General features: G+C 70.1%; 14 protein-coding genes. 6 read left to right on the top strand and 8 right to left on the bottom strand.

From position 1 onward, the window contains the following. Window positions 1–134: 134 nt before the first annotated feature. Together ACIRGA_RS32935 and ACIRGA_RS32930 are read right to left on the bottom strand one after the other, a co-directional pair. Window positions 135–851, bottom strand: coding sequence for an LON peptidase substrate-binding domain-containing protein (locus tag ACIRGA_RS32935; RefSeq protein ID WP_400948552.1), 717 nt, complete (start codon window positions 849–851; stop codon window positions 135–137). 40 nt (window positions 852–891) lie between these two features. Next, window positions 892–1527: an NUDIX domain-containing protein gene (locus tag ACIRGA_RS32930; RefSeq protein WP_400948549.1), complete on the bottom strand. Its 636-nt coding sequence runs from the start codon at window positions 1525–1527 to the stop codon at window positions 892–894. A 115-nt stretch (window positions 1528–1642) separates the two neighbouring features. Here ACIRGA_RS32930 and nadA point away from each other — a divergent pair, with 115 nt between their 5' ends. The 4 genes from nadA to ACIRGA_RS32910 are packed head-to-tail and all read left to right on the top strand — an operon-like array spanning window position 1643 to window position 6408. Then, entirely contained in the window at window positions 1643–2653 is a 1011-nt protein-coding gene (gene nadA, locus ACIRGA_RS32925; protein ID WP_400948546.1) for a quinolinate synthase NadA, read from the top strand. Further along, entirely contained in the window at window positions 2650–4305 is a 1656-nt protein-coding gene (locus tag ACIRGA_RS32920; protein WP_400948544.1) for an L-aspartate oxidase, read from the top strand. The genes nadA and ACIRGA_RS32920 overlap by 4 nt, the downstream gene beginning before the upstream one ends. After that, window positions 4302–5192: a carboxylating nicotinate-nucleotide diphosphorylase gene (gene nadC / locus ACIRGA_RS32915; protein WP_400948541.1), complete on the top strand. Its 891-nt coding sequence runs from the start codon at window positions 4302–4304 to the stop codon at window positions 5190–5192. Before ACIRGA_RS32920 ends, nadC begins: the two co-directional genes overlap by 4 nt. Window positions 5193–5238: 46 nt before the next feature. Beyond that, a complete protein-coding gene (locus tag ACIRGA_RS32910) occupies window positions 5239–6408 on the top strand; it encodes a S8 family serine peptidase (protein WP_400948539.1) in 1170 nt (389 codons plus the stop codon). Between the two features lie 64 nt (window positions 6409–6472). Here the strand turns inward: ACIRGA_RS32910 and ACIRGA_RS32905 are convergent, their stop codons facing one another. From ACIRGA_RS32905 to ACIRGA_RS32880, 6 genes are all read right to left on the bottom strand, one after another. Next, entirely contained in the window at window positions 6473–6850 is a 378-nt protein-coding gene (locus ACIRGA_RS32905; protein ID WP_400948536.1) for a hypothetical protein, read from the bottom strand. A 10-nt stretch (window positions 6851–6860) separates the two neighbouring features. Further along, entirely contained in the window at window positions 6861–8207 is a 1347-nt protein-coding gene (locus ACIRGA_RS32900) for an alpha/beta hydrolase (protein WP_400948533.1), read from the bottom strand. A 29-nt stretch (window positions 8208–8236) separates the two neighbouring features. Then, complete coding sequence (locus tag ACIRGA_RS32895; protein ID WP_400948531.1) at window positions 8237–9538, bottom strand: WXG100 family type VII secretion target; 1302 nt, start codon at window positions 9536–9538, stop codon at window positions 8237–8239. After that, complete coding sequence (locus ACIRGA_RS32890; RefSeq protein WP_400948528.1) at window positions 9535–9939, bottom strand: hypothetical protein; 405 nt, start codon at window positions 9937–9939, stop codon at window positions 9535–9537. The genes ACIRGA_RS32895 and ACIRGA_RS32890 overlap by 4 nt, the downstream gene beginning before the upstream one ends. A gap of 111 nt (window positions 9940–10050) precedes the next feature. Beyond that, on the bottom strand, window positions 10051–10353 hold the full coding sequence (locus ACIRGA_RS32885; protein ID WP_005155348.1) for a hypothetical protein: 303 nt from the start codon (window positions 10351–10353) through the stop codon (window positions 10051–10053). A 21-nt stretch (window positions 10354–10374) separates the two neighbouring features. Then, window positions 10375–10716 carry a WXG100 family type VII secretion target gene (locus ACIRGA_RS32880; protein WP_073848466.1) on the bottom strand — a complete coding sequence of 114 codons (342 nt, stop codon included), beginning with the start codon at window positions 10714–10716 and terminating at the stop codon, window positions 10375–10377. A gap of 230 nt (window positions 10717–10946) precedes the next feature. Between ACIRGA_RS32880 and ACIRGA_RS32875 the strand changes: the two genes are divergently transcribed. Continuing rightward, window positions 10947–11900, top strand: coding sequence for a hypothetical protein (locus tag ACIRGA_RS32875; protein ID WP_400948558.1), 954 nt, complete (start codon window positions 10947–10949; stop codon window positions 11898–11900). Window positions 11901–12004: 104 nt separating this feature from the next. Beyond that, window positions 12005–12724, top strand: a complete 720-nt coding sequence (locus tag ACIRGA_RS32870) for a hypothetical protein (protein ID WP_400948524.1) — start codon at window positions 12005–12007, stop codon at window positions 12722–12724. The last annotated feature ends 54 nt before the right edge of the window (window positions 12725–12778 follow it).

Raw genomic sequence — 12778 nt, 5'->3', positions numbered from 1 at the left:
CCTCAACCGAGCAGTACGCTACCAACCACTCAACACCAAACTGTCCGACAAGTCCTGAAACACATCTGTCCGTGAGGTCCTGAAACAGCACATCGTGTTCTAACCCGAATCGCCACTCACGACCCGCTGGCGCCTCAGTTCAGGTTCGAGGGGCGCGTGAACTCGCCGAGTTCCCCCGGCGGCATCGGGACCGCGCCCAGTGTGCTGAGGAAGCCGGCCTCCCGCGTCAGCAGACGGCACGCGATCCGCAGCCGCCGCAGCGGGTTCGTCTCCTCCAGCAGGCGCTGGCGGTCCTCCAGCGGGAGCAGGCAGTCCGCGGTGAGCCGGTACGCGAGCGCCGCGATGTCGCCGTCCTCGGGCGGGGTGGTCCAGTCCTCGTCGTTCCAGGCGGACTCGCAGTAGCGCCGGTGCGCGGCCTTCGCCACGTCGGCGAGCCTGGTCACGGTGTCGCCGTGCACCGTGGTGACCTTGTCGTCCGGCACCCATTCGACCGAGCCGATCAGGTACGGCGCGGAAACGCGGTCGACCTCCAGCAGCCGGAATCGGCGCCGCGCGGTGGTGACGACGTCGAATCTGCCGTCCGGCAGCCGTTTCGCCTCGCGCAGCACCGTGCTGCAGCCGAATTCGTGGACGTGTTCGGGCCCGCTGACCTCCCTGACCATCGCCGAACGCAGCGCGACGACCCCGAACTCGCGGTCCGGGACGACTTCGGCGACGAGGTCGGCCATCAGTTGCCGGTACCGCGGTTCGAAGATGTGCAACGGAAGGTGTGTTCCGGGCAGAAGCACGGTCTGTAGCGGGAACAGCGGCAAGATCGCCTTCCCGGTGGACTCCTCGCTCGGCTCGGTCACCCGTTCAAGGTACGGGGACCGCGAGGACTTCGCAGGACGGTCACTTCGCGCTGGGCGGACGGAACACCGCGAACGGGTCGGTGATCTGCATCCCCTTGCCCGCGAAGGAGAACAGTGCCGCCGGACGTCCGCCGCTGCGCCCGGGCGGAGCGGTGTGGCCGGTGGGGAGGAGCAGTCCGCGCCGGGACAGCACACGCTGCAGGTTCGTCGCGGACACGCGGTAACCCAGCGCAGCGGAATACAGCCCTCGCAACGCCGAAACGGTGAACTCTTCCGGGGCCAGCGCGAACCCGAGGTTCGTGTAGCAGAGCTTCGAGCGGAGCCGGTCCCGCGCGCGCAGGACGATGGACTCGTGGTCGAACGCCGTCCGGGGGAGCTCGGAAACGTCGTGCCACTCGGTGTCTTCGGGGATCTCGGGGTCCACATCGGACGGTACGAGGCCGAGGAACGCCGTCGCGACGACGCGAGGGCCCGGCACCCGGTCCGGCGCGCTGAAGACCGCAAGTTGCTCCACATGCTTCAACTGGCGTACGTCGACCTTCTCCGCGAGCTGCCGCCGGATGGACGCCTCGACGTCTTCATCCGGGCGAAGCCTGCCGCCGGGAAGGGACCAGCGACCCAGATGCGGATCGAGCGCGCGGCGCCACAGCAAGACCCTGAGTGTGTCCGAGCGCACTTGAAGGACCGCTCCCAAAACCTCGTGGGCGAGGGGGGTCTGGGTGTTAAGATGACTTCGCACGGTTTTCGATTATAAGGCGAAAACCGGAGACAGGTCCAGGAGGGCCAGAACAATGACGAGCACCCTGCAGAACGACTTGACTCCCTACGGTGGCGTGGTCGCCGACGCGGCTTGGGCGGAGGAGGTGCGGAGCCTCGCTCGCAAACGCGACGCCGTCCTGCTCGCGCACAACTACCAGGTCCCCGAGATCCAGGACATCGCCGATTTCACCGGTGACTCCCTCGCGCTCAGCCGTATCGCGGCGAGCAGTGACGCGTCCACGATCGTCTTCTGTGGCGTGCACTTCATGGCCGAGACGGCGAAGATCCTGGCGCCGGAGAAGACCGTCCTGATCCCGGACGCGCGGGCCGGCTGCTCGCTCGCGGACTCGATCACCGGCGAGCAGTTGCGTGCCTGGAAGGCCGAGCACCCCGGCGCGGTCGTCGTGTCGTACGTGAACACCACGGCCGAGGTGAAGGCGGAGACCGACATCTGCTGCACGTCGTCGAACGCCGTCGACGTGGTCGCCTCCATCCCGGCTGACCAGGAGGTTCTCTTCCTGCCCGACCAGTTCCTCGGCGCGCACGTCAAACGCGTGACCGGCCGGGAGAACATGCACATCTGGGCCGGGGAGTGCCACGTGCACGCCGGGATCAACGGCGCCGAGCTGGCCGAGCGGGCTTCGGAGAACCCGGACGCCGACCTGTTCATCCACCCGGAATGCGGCTGCGCGACGTCGGCGCTGTACCTGGCGGGCGAGGGCGCGGTCGCCCCCGAGCGGGTCAAGATCCTCTCGACCGGCGACATGGTCCACGCCGCCCGCGACACCAAGGCGAAGTCGGTGCTCGTGGCCACCGAGATCGGGATGATCCACCAGCTGCGCAAGGCCGCGCCGGAGATCGACTTCCGCGCGGTGAACGACCGGGCGTCCTGCCGGTACATGAAGATGATCACGCCGGCCGCCCTCCTGCGGTCGCTGCGCGAGGGGGCCGACGAGGTCCACGTCGACGCCGAGACCGCCGCCCGTGCCCGCGCTTCCGTGCAGCGCATGATCGAGATCGGGCAGCCTGGCGGCGGAGAATGACCGGCCCGGTTACCGCTCTCCAGGCGAAAACCCACCCGGTCTGGGAGGCCGCCGCCGATCTCGTGGTGATCGGCAGCGGGGTGGCCGGGCTCACCGCCGCGCTACGGGCGCAGGAGCTCGGCCTGCACGTCCTGGTGGTCACGAAGGCGGCCGTTTCCGACGGGAACACCCGGTGGGCCCAGGGCGGGATCGCGGTCGTGCTGGAGACCGAGCACGAGCGAGGCGACTCGGTCGGCAAGCACGCCGCGGACACGCTCATCGCCGGTGCCGGGCTCTGTGAAGAGGACGCCGTCCGGTCGATCATCGACGGCGGCCCGGCCGCGGTGGCCCGGCTGCGCGCCGAGGGCGCCCGCTTCGACCCGGCGATCGACGGGCGTCCCGAACTCGCCCGGACGAGGGAAGGCGGGCACAGTGCGTTCCGCGTCATTCACGCCGGTGGTGACGCCACCGGGGCGGAGGTCGAGCGGACGCTGGTCGCGACGGCCGGTGACCGCCGGATCCCGGTGCTGGAGCACCACATCGCCGTCGACGCGATCCGCACGCCCGCGGGCGAGGTCGCCGGGGTGACCGTTCTGGACCACAACGGGGTGGCCGGCGCCGTCCGGGCGCCGGCGGTGCTGCTGGCCAGCGGCGGACTGGGGCAGCTGTACCAGGCGACGTCGAATCCGGAGCTCGCCACGGGGGACGGGCTGGCGCTGGCGTTGCGCGCGGGCGCGCAGGTCGCGGACGTCGAGTTCGTCCAGTTCCACCCGACGGTCCTGTTCACGCCCGGGGCGCGCGGCCGCCTTCCGCTGGTCACCGAGGCGGTGCGCGGCGAGGGCGCGACGTTGCACGACGCGACGGGTGCTTCGGTGATGCGGGGAGTCCACCCGCTCGGCGATCTCGCGCCCCGGGACGTCGTTTCGGCGGCGATCACGCGCCGGATGACGCAGGCGCCCGGCGGTATCGACGACCACGTCTTCCTCGACGCCACCGGGATTTCCGGCTTCGCCAAACGGTTCCCGACCGTGCACGCGGCGTGCGCGGCGATCGGGCTGGACCCGGCGAAGGAGCCGATCCCGGTCACGCCGGCGGCGCATTTCGCCTGCGGTGGCGTGGTGACCACTGTGGACGGACGGTCCGGTGTTCGCGGTCTCTACGCCGCGGGCGAGGTCGCGAGGACGGGCCTGCACGGCGCGAACCGCTTGGCGTCCAACAGTTTGCTCGAAGGTCTGGTCGTCGGTCAGCGGGTGGCGGAAGCGGTCGCCATCGATCTCGCCGCCGGCTTGCTGGCCGACCCGCGCCGCGGTGTGCTCCTGCCTCCGGCGAAGGTCGCGGTGGCCGATCGCGACGCGCTGCAGCGGGCGATGAGCCGGTACGCCGCCATCGGCCGCGACGCGGAAGGTCTTTCGGTCGTGGGTTCGGTGCTGGATCTTTCCGTGACCGAGAGTCCTTTGTGGACTCCTCGGGTCGTGGAGGACGCGGCGCTCACCTTGGTGGCCGAGGCCTTGGTCGCGGCGGCGGCGCGCCGGACGGAGTCCCGCGGCTGCCACGTGCGGACCGATTTCCCCGAACGCGACGACGATGTCTGGCAACGCGGTCAGCTCATCCGGCTCAGCCCGTCGGGGCAGCCGGTACTGGCCGATCCGATCGCTTTGGAGGGTGTGGCATGAGCGAATTCTCCCCGTGGGTCGTCAAGGCGCTGGCCGATCACGGTCTCGACGTCGCCGACGCGCACCGGGTCGTCACGACGGCGCTGGCCGAGGATCTGCGCTATGGGCCCGACGCGACGACGAACGCCACCGTGCCGGAATCCGCCCGCGCGCTGGCCGAGCTCACCCCGAGGACGGCCGGTGTGGTCGCCGGGATCCCGCTTGCGCTGGCGGTGTTCGATCTCGTGCTGGGTAAGGAGCTGGAGATCCTGGCCGCCCGCGACGACGGCGACCGGCTGACCGCCGGTGAGCCCGCGCTCGTCCTGCGCGGTCCGGTGCGCGGCCTGCTCACCGCCGAACGCACCGCGCTGAACCTGCTGTGTCACCTGTCCGGCATCGCCAGCGCGACCGCCGCCTGGGTGGCCGCGCTGGAGGGGACCGGTTGCCGGGTCAGGGATTCCCGCAAGACCCTGCCCGGGCTGCGGTTGCTGGAGAAGTACGCGGTGCGTGCCGGCGGCGGGGTGAACCACCGGCTCGGGCTCGGCGACGCGGTGCTGATCAAGGACAACCACGTGGTCGCCGCCGGTTCGGTGACCGCGGCGCTCGCGGCCGCGCGCGAGCACGCGCCCGAACTGCACTGCGAGGTCGAGGTCGACGACCTGGCCCAGCTGGAGGAGGCGCTCGCCGCGGGCGCCGACGAGGTGCTGCTCGACAACTTCACGCCCGACGAATGCGCGAAAGCGGTCGACCGGCGTGACGAGGTTTCCCCGAAGACCCGCCTGGAATCCTCGGGCGGTCTGCGGCTGGACGTCGCGCGGGCGTACGCGGAGTCCGGTGTGGACTTCCTAGCAGTCGGGGCGCTTACACATTCCTCGCCCGCGCTCGATCTCGGGATGGACCTTCGCTGACCTCCAGCACTAGAATTCCCTTGTGTGACAAGGGAATTCTGGAGGAATGGTGGGCTTTGCCGGTAAAAGTGCCGTCGCGGGGTGCGTGGCTTTCATGGCACTGCTCGGCACCCCCGTCCCGTCGACGGCGGTCGCCGAGCAGTGCGCGAACCCGACGGGCACCTACACCGCCGCCGTTCCTTGGGGACAACGGCTGATCGATCCCGTGCGGCTCTGGCCGCTGTCCCGCGGCACCGGCCAGCTGGTCGCGGTGATCGGCACCGGCGTCGACGGCGGCAACGGCCAGTTCGCGCCCGGCCAGCTCGTCGGCGGCCAGGGCACCACGGCCGACGACTGCGACGGCCGGGGCACGATCGCCGCCGGGATCGTCGGCGCGCAACCGGATCCGTCCACGACGTTCACCGGTATCGCGCCGGGCGCCAAGATCCTGCCGATCCGCTACACCCAGGTGAACGGCGGCGGCGATCCCGGGCAGCTCGCGTCCGCCATCGAAACCGCGCTGAACCGCGGCGCCGGGATCCTCCTGATCGCCGTCCCGGCCGCCTCCGACAGCCCCGCGCTGACCGGTGCCGTTTCGCGCGCCAAGGAGAAGGGCGCGCTGATCATCTCGCCCGCCGCGGGGACCCAGCAGGGCCAGACGTCGTACCCGACCGCGACACCAGGGGTGCTCGCCGTGGGGTCGACCAACCAGGCCGGCGAGGCGGTGCAGACGGAATCCGGTTCCTACGTGGGGATTTCCGCGCCCGGCGCCGAACTGGTCAGCACCTCCGCCGGCGCGGGCGGGACGGTGGCGCACCGGTGGCCGGTGAGCGACCCGAGCCTGGCCGCCGCGCACGTCGCGGGTGTCGCCGCGCTCGTGCGCGCGTATCACCCCGAGCTGTCGCCGGAGCAGATCGTCGCGCGGCTGACGCTGACCGCGCACCGCGGCCCGAGCGGTGGGCACGATCCCCGGCGGGGCTGGGGCGCGATCGACGCCTACGCCGCCGTTTCCGCCTCGATCCCGGCCGGTACGCCCGGCCCGGGAGGACCGCCGAGCGTCGGTCCGGACACCTTCGTCGCCCCCGCCGCGGCTCCGGCCCCCACCCGGGCCGACAAGGTTTCCGGTGTGCTCGCCATCGCCGGGGTGGCGCTCGCCATCGCGGCGGGTGTGGTGGTGGCCGCCGTCCGGCGGGGCAAGCGCCGGGGCTGGAAACCTTCGCGATTCCGCGCCTCGTGAGCGGCAGCGGTGTACTGGGGGACACCGCCGCCGCTCACGAGGTCTTTCGCGACCCCTTGGAGTTTTAGGGGACGGATACGCAGGCCGTCGAGCCCACGATGGCCACGCCGTCGCCGGCGCGGGAGACGTGCACGTTGAAGTCGGCGCCGTCGCGGCTGAACTGCGCGATCAGCTCACGCGGGTTGCTGCGGTCGCGCCACCGCCAGCCCTGGCCTTCCAGTAGCGGCAGGACGACGTCGACGAGTTTGCGGATCGCGTCGGTCGCGTCGTCCACGCGGAGGCCGTACTGCCAGCAGAGCGACCGGCCCGGCTGCGCCGGATCGCAGTCCAGTTCGCCTTCCACGGTGCGTTCCGCGGTGGTGCCGAAGGTGCCCGCGACGCCGTCGATGACCGCTGTGAGGTCCTCGGCCAGCGGGTCGAGCTCGGTGTTCCTGGTGATCATGACCAGCCCCTCACAAGCCTCGTCCGACGCCTTCGATGACCATCTCGCGCAGCGAGCCGCCGGTGAAGCCCTCGTGCGTGACCGCGCCGCCCGTGATCACACCGTAGATGTTGTTCCAGGAATCGGAACCCGGCTTGAGCACACCGCTGTGGGAATCGAAACCCCACTGCAGATCGCCGTTCGCGTCGCGGCCGGTTTCCAGTTCGACGACGCCGGGGAAGCGGTCGGGGTCCGCTCCGTGCCCGGCGCCGAGCCATTCGACGAGGCCCGCGTTTCCCTGCGCGACCACGATCGGGTCGAAGGGGGCCGTCATGGAGTAGCGCTGCACACCGGCCTGGCTGGCCGGGAGGTCGCTCGGGCTCCAGATCCCGTGTCCCATACCCGCGGATTCGACGTGCAGCACCTGATCGGCCCTGAGTCCGAGCTGCTCGGCGAGCCCCACGGTCGCGCCGCCGTAGCTGTGCCCGACGGCGGTGACCACGACGCCCGGCCCGGCGTGGCTGTCGATCTGGCCGCGCAGTTCGTCGCCGAACGCCTTGAGGTCGGGCGCCATCGTTTGCGCGTAGTGCGCGGCCGGGCCCTCGGTGATGACGTTCTGGGGGAAGACCCCGTCGGCCCAGACCACCATCGCGGTCCGGCCGGTGGCGTCCGCGGCGACCAGGCTCTTGCCGAGGTCGGCGTAGCTCTGGAAGTTGTCGAACGAGGTGTTGACGCCGGGGACGAACAACCCGACGTTGCGTGTGCCCGGCTCGATGCGGCCGACCAGCTCGGCGATGCGCCCGTTACCGGACGGGTCGAACCGCAGGATCTGCCGGTCGTTGGCGAGGATGTCCTCGTACAGCGCGATCCGGGTGCGCGCGCTCGCGATGTCGTCGGCTTTCCCGCCGTGTGCCAGGAGATTCGCGAGCCGTTCGCGTTCCGACGTCAGCGCGTCGGAGACCTTCGTGCGGTTTTCGGCGATCGCGGTCGCCCAGGATCCGGTGTCGGCCGCGCCGCCGACGCCTGCCGGATTCCCGGCCTTGGGCAACAGGTTCTCCGGCAGCAGCGACCGGTACGAGGCGGCGACCTGGACGTCGGCGCGCCGGTAGCCACCGCCCGCGGCCGTCAGGCCCTGGTGGATCACCGTCGCCTTGGTGATCTGGCCATCGAGTTTGCTCGCGACGTCTTTGATCGTCTTGGTGTACGTGGCCGAAGCCGCGCCGGAAGCCGAAACCTGGCCGAACGCGGCGGCGGGGACGTTCTCACCCGACAGCGCGGTCTGCGCGGTCTTGAGCACGCCGGCGCGCTGTTCGAGTTCGGCCGCCGCCGCTTCGAGCCTGGCGGGGGCGACTCGGTAACCGCCCGCACTGGATGCCATCACCGAGCCGCCTCTCCTGGTCGGAAAAATCAGTACTGTTCGGGTTCTTCGCCGAGCACGGCGGGAGCGACCGGGGACGACTGGCCCCAGACGTTCTCGGTCTCCACGAGCCACGGCGGGATCCGCCGTCCGGAGCCGAGGTCGCCGCCCGCGCCCATGCCCATCGGCATCATGGGCATCATCGGCATCGCGCCCTTGGCCGCCGCCGCGCCCGCGGCACCGGCCGCTCCGCCGGCCAGGCCGCTCATCGCGCTGCCCGAGCCGCCGTCGCCCGCCAGACCGGAGAACGCGGCCGGTGCTTCACCGGGGCCGGAGAACCCTCCACCGCCGGCGCCGATCGCGCCACCGTCCAGCGACGGCGCGCCGCCACCACCGATCGGGAGGCCGCCGCCTGCGCCACCCGCGGTCGCGCCCGCACCGGCACCGCCGCCCGCGGGCTCGCCGTTCTTGTCCTTGCCGTCGTTCTTGCCGTTCGCCCACGCGGGCACCCGCGGCATGATCGAGCCGAACCGGCCGAAGGCGGCGGCCGAGGCCGCGGCGAGACCGGCGGTGAACATGTCGCCGAACAACGGGTTCGACTTGGGGACCTGGCCCGGCTGCCCGGTGGTGGGCGGCGTGGAGCCGTCCGAAGGCAGCGGATGCGTGTTGTCGCCCGGCAGGACACCCACGCCGGGCGTTCCGCCGATGTCGTTGCCGATCGAGCCGCCGGGAGCGGTGCCGCCACCGGTGACCGGCGGCGGGGTGACGGCGTTCGGCGAGGCCGGAATGGACTCTTCCGCCGTGGAGTACTCGCCCGCGAGCTGGGTCATCACCACGATCGCCTTGCTGTGCGCCGCGCTGGCCGCGCCCGCGGCCTGCTGCTGCGCTTCGACGTTCGCGATGGCCTGCTGCCGTTGCTGCGCGGCGTTGATGATCGTCGCCTGCGACGAATCCGCGGGCAGGAGCGGCGGATTGACGGCCAGCGCGAGATCGGCGGGGGAGACGTCCGGCACCGCGACCGGCGGCGGCATCTCCTTCTTGGCCTTCACCAGCGCGTCCGCCGCGTCCTCGAGGAGGTGGTTCATGGCGTTCGCGGTCTGGGCGACCTTGCGGATTCCGCCGACGAGGTCGGTGATCATCGTGTGGTACTTGTCGGCCGCTCCGCCGGTCCAGCTGCCGGAGAAGTCCTTCAGCTCGCCGGTCAGGTTCTCGGCCTGTTCGTACAGCCCGGCGCCGGTGGACTGCCATTTGTGGGCCGCGTGGCGCGCCGTGTTGGGGTCGCCCGCCTGCAGCATCGCGTAGAGCTGCTGGTGCGAGTACGCGGCGAAGTTCGTGTGCGCGGTGTCGGTCATCCCTTGTTCCCCCCGCCGTTCGAGCCGCTGTTACCGCCCAGCACGCCCCCGAGGACGTTGAGCAGCGGATCGAGCAAGCCGGTCTGCTGGCTCGAGTGGTTCATGTCGCCCGCCACCGAGTCGTCGGCCGCCGCGTAGCCGTCGGCGACGGTCGTCGTGACGTCCTGTGCGAACGCGATCGCGCCCTTGACCTGATCCAGCAGGCCCTGCATCTCGGCGACGGCCGCCTGATGCGCCTTGCCGAGTGAACCCGCCTCCCCGAACTCGCCGAACAGCAGCGGCTGTTCGCTCAGGGTCAGCAGGAAGTCGTTCGGCTTGGACATCGCGTGGATCTGGGTCTCCAGTTCCCGCACGAAGTCCTTCAGTGATTCCAGATGGACGTAGTACGACTGGTCTTGCATTGATCCCGGCTCTCTCGTGAACGGCCACGCCGACAAGGGGGACGACTACGCGCAAAGCCGGCCGGCCGGTGCCGAGGGGGGTGAAAGCACCGGCCGGCCGACGGATGGGGATCAGCCCGCGAACAGACCCTGGTTACGGTTCTCCAGGCTGTGCTGGAGATCGTGGGCGTCGCCGACCTTGCCACCGAACTGCGCGATGATCGCCACGATGTCCGCGGTGGCCTGGCGCAGGCGGGTTTCAGACGCACGGGCGGCCTCACCGGCGGAGCTGCCGGAGGCGTACCAGGTCTGGGTGATCGGCTGCAGGTTGGTGTGCAGCTGTTCGAGCTGTGAGGTGAGCGCCTTGGCCTTGGCGGCCAGCGAGGCCGAGCTGTGCTGCAGCGCGGCGAAGTTGATTTCGACGACGTCAGCCATGATTGGTGGTCCTCTCGCGGATCAGGGGTTCAGCCGGTGGATCACGGTCTGGTCGACGGTTCCGCTGACCCCGGTGAGGCTTTCCCGGACCTGCTCGTCACCCGAGTTGTAGTTCCGGTTGCTCTCGTGAACGAGGCGCGACATCGTGTTGAGCTCGTTCACGGCGATGGTCATCTTCTCCTGCAGGCGGCGCTGCAGGTCCCAGAACGCGACCGCCTGGTCACCCTTGTAGTTGTGCAGGGTCTGGGTCAGCTCGCTCTCCAGGCTGGCCATCGTGGTCTTGGCGTTCGACGCGGTCTCCTCGAACCCCTGGACGGCGCGCGCCATCGCAGCTGCGTCTGCCTGATATCCCGTACCGGTCATTGATGGGCCACCTCCTCTCATCTCGCTGGAAATCCCGGTGAGCACCAGGGGACGCCCTGTCTGCTCTTGTGAAGGACACGCTAGAAAAGAGGTGAGTGTGGTCAAACGGCACAACTGCCGGTCGCGGTGACGGCACTATTACCCACAGGTCGGCGGTAGGGCTTTCCCCACCTTCGATCAGGGGGAGTACTCCAGTGTCCGGATCGGAGCTTCCCGGCACCCTCGAACCCATGGTGGACAAGGGATCCAGGACAGTACCGCATCGCCCGTTGATGATCTTGGCGGCGGCGATGGCGGTGCTCGGCGTGATCGCGCTCGGCGGCCTGGTATTCGACGATCGCAGCCTCGTCAACGCGCCCATTTGGCTCAAGCCGCTCAAGTTCACGATTTCCGTGGGGCTCTACGCGGTGACGCTGGCCTGGCTGATCGGACAGCTGACCCGGGGCAAGCGGCTCGGCTGGTGGCTCGGGACGGTGTTCGCGGTCGGCCTCGGCATGGACATGGCGCTGCTGTTCTGGCAGATCATCGTCCGCGGACGGACACTCCACTTCAACCAGGCGACGCCGGCCGATCAGTGGATCAACAACATGGTCGCGAACGGCGCCTTCACCGGGTGGGGAGCGACGGCGGCCATCGCGGTTCTCCTGCTGTTCCAACGTCTTCCCGACCGGGCGATGAATTCCGCGTTGCGCGCCGGTGCCGCGCTGTCGGTCGCCGGCATCGGGATCGCGCTGCTGATGTTCGGGCCGAACGAACAGCAGAGTGCCCAGTTCCGTTCCGGCGAACGCCCGTCGATCGTCGGCGCCCACGCGGTGGGTGTGCCCGACGGCGGACCGGGACTGCCGGTGCTGGGGTGGAGCACCGTGGGCGGGGACATGCGGATCCCGCACTTCTTCGGGATCCACGCGATCCAGGTGCTGCCGCTGGTCGCCTTCGGGCTGCTCAAGCTCGCCCGGCGGTATCCGGTGCTCGAATCGGAACTCGTACGGCGGAATTTGGTGCGGACCGCTTCGGTCGGCTTCGCGGGAGTGCTCGTGCTGCTCACCTGGCAGGCGCAGCGGGGACAGTCCATCGTGCACCCGGATTTCTGGACGCTGGTCGCCGGTGCGGGGATCATCGCCGTCGTGGCCGCCGGTTCGGCGCTTTCGCTCCGGGCTTCGCGGCCGATGCACCAATTGACGTGAGCCTCCGCGAAATCACTTCGGGACTTCCCGCGGGATGGGCTAGTTTCCGGGTGATGAAGGGGGTATGCGTGCACAAGACACGTACATTTCGGCGGTTTTCGGGCGTGGCGATCACCGCTGCCGTGGTGCTGATCGGCGGGACGGCTTGTTCGTCGGCTTCACCGGGCGCGGATGCGCCGGCGGCACCGGAGTCCTTCGGCCCGGCTGGGTATCGCGGGCTGGCGTTGGGGATGGCCAAGGACGCCGCGCTGGCGGGCGGGAAACTCGCCACGGCGCCGACGTCCACTTTGGATGGTTGTGCGGATTTCCCTTACACGGGCGGCCCGGCACCCGACCCGGCGCGCATGAAGGCGGAAGCCGATGCGGAAGTCAAGGCCAAGGAACTGAACAAGAAGGCCGACGAACTCGAGGCCGATCCGGAGCCGAAGCCGGGCGCCTCCGCGGAGGAGAGCGCCAAGGCGGCGGAAAAGTCCGCCAAGGACACCCGGCTGTTCGCCGACGCGGCTCAGGCGTCCGCTGATCTGGCGGGCAAGCGGGAGGAACGGGACAAGGCCTTCGCGGCCGCCGGTGGTGCCTCGTTCGGCAAGAACGGGCTACGGGAACTCGCCGCCCCTTCGGACGCGAAGACGGCGGAAGGGATCGGAGCCGGTTCGTCGCTGGGAGAACTCAAGGCGGCCTACGACGCCAAAGGTTTGAAGGTCGGCGACAACGGCCGCTTCCAGGTTCCTGTCGACGGGAAGCCGGACTGGGTCTACGAGTTCACCGTCAACGGGGAGAAGGTCGGCTCGGTGTCGATGATCGACTCGAAGTCGAAGTGCGCCTGAGGGTTCGAGGGGTCATGGTCGTTCATCCGGCGGCTTGACGGGTAGCGGAAAGGG

It is taken from the genome of Amycolatopsis sp. NPDC102389, from assembly GCF_044765885.1.
In the GTDB taxonomy this organism is placed as follows: Bacteria; Actinomycetota; Actinomycetes; order Mycobacteriales; family Pseudonocardiaceae; genus Amycolatopsis.
Note: the sequence above shows the minus strand (reverse complement) of the source record. Positions and strands in the feature narration are given on the sequence as shown.

Coding starts and splice junctions, on each gene's coding strand:
- ACIRGA_RS32905 (WP_400948536.1), bottom strand. CDS start 6,850: ATGATCACCAGGAACACCGAGCTCGACCCGCTGGCCGAGGACCTCACA.
- ACIRGA_RS32885 (WP_005155348.1), bottom strand. CDS start 10,353: ATGGCTGACGTCGTCGAAATCAACTTCGCCGCGCTGCAGCACAGCTCG.
- ACIRGA_RS32895 (WP_400948531.1), bottom strand. CDS start 9,538: ATGACCGACACCGCGCACACGAACTTCGCCGCGTACTCGCACCAGCAG.
- ACIRGA_RS32920 (WP_400948544.1), top strand. CDS start 2,650: ATGACCGGCCCGGTTACCGCTCTCCAGGCGAAAACCCACCCGGTCTGG.
- nadC (WP_400948541.1), top strand. CDS start 4,302: ATGAGCGAATTCTCCCCGTGGGTCGTCAAGGCGCTGGCCGATCACGGT.
- ACIRGA_RS32900 (WP_400948533.1), bottom strand. CDS start 8,207: ATGGCATCCAGTGCGGGCGGTTACCGAGTCGCCCCCGCCAGGCTCGAA.
- ACIRGA_RS32875 (WP_400948558.1), top strand. CDS start 10,947: ATGGTGGACAAGGGATCCAGGACAGTACCGCATCGCCCGTTGATGATC.
- ACIRGA_RS32890 (WP_400948528.1), bottom strand. CDS start 9,939: ATGCAAGACCAGTCGTACTACGTCCATCTGGAATCACTGAAGGACTTC.
- ACIRGA_RS32910 (WP_400948539.1), top strand. CDS start 5,239: ATGGTGGGCTTTGCCGGTAAAAGTGCCGTCGCGGGGTGCGTGGCTTTC.
- ACIRGA_RS32880 (WP_073848466.1), bottom strand. CDS start 10,716: ATGACCGGTACGGGATATCAGGCAGACGCAGCTGCGATGGCGCGCGCC.
- nadA (WP_400948546.1), top strand. CDS start 1,643: ATGACGAGCACCCTGCAGAACGACTTGACTCCCTACGGTGGCGTGGTC.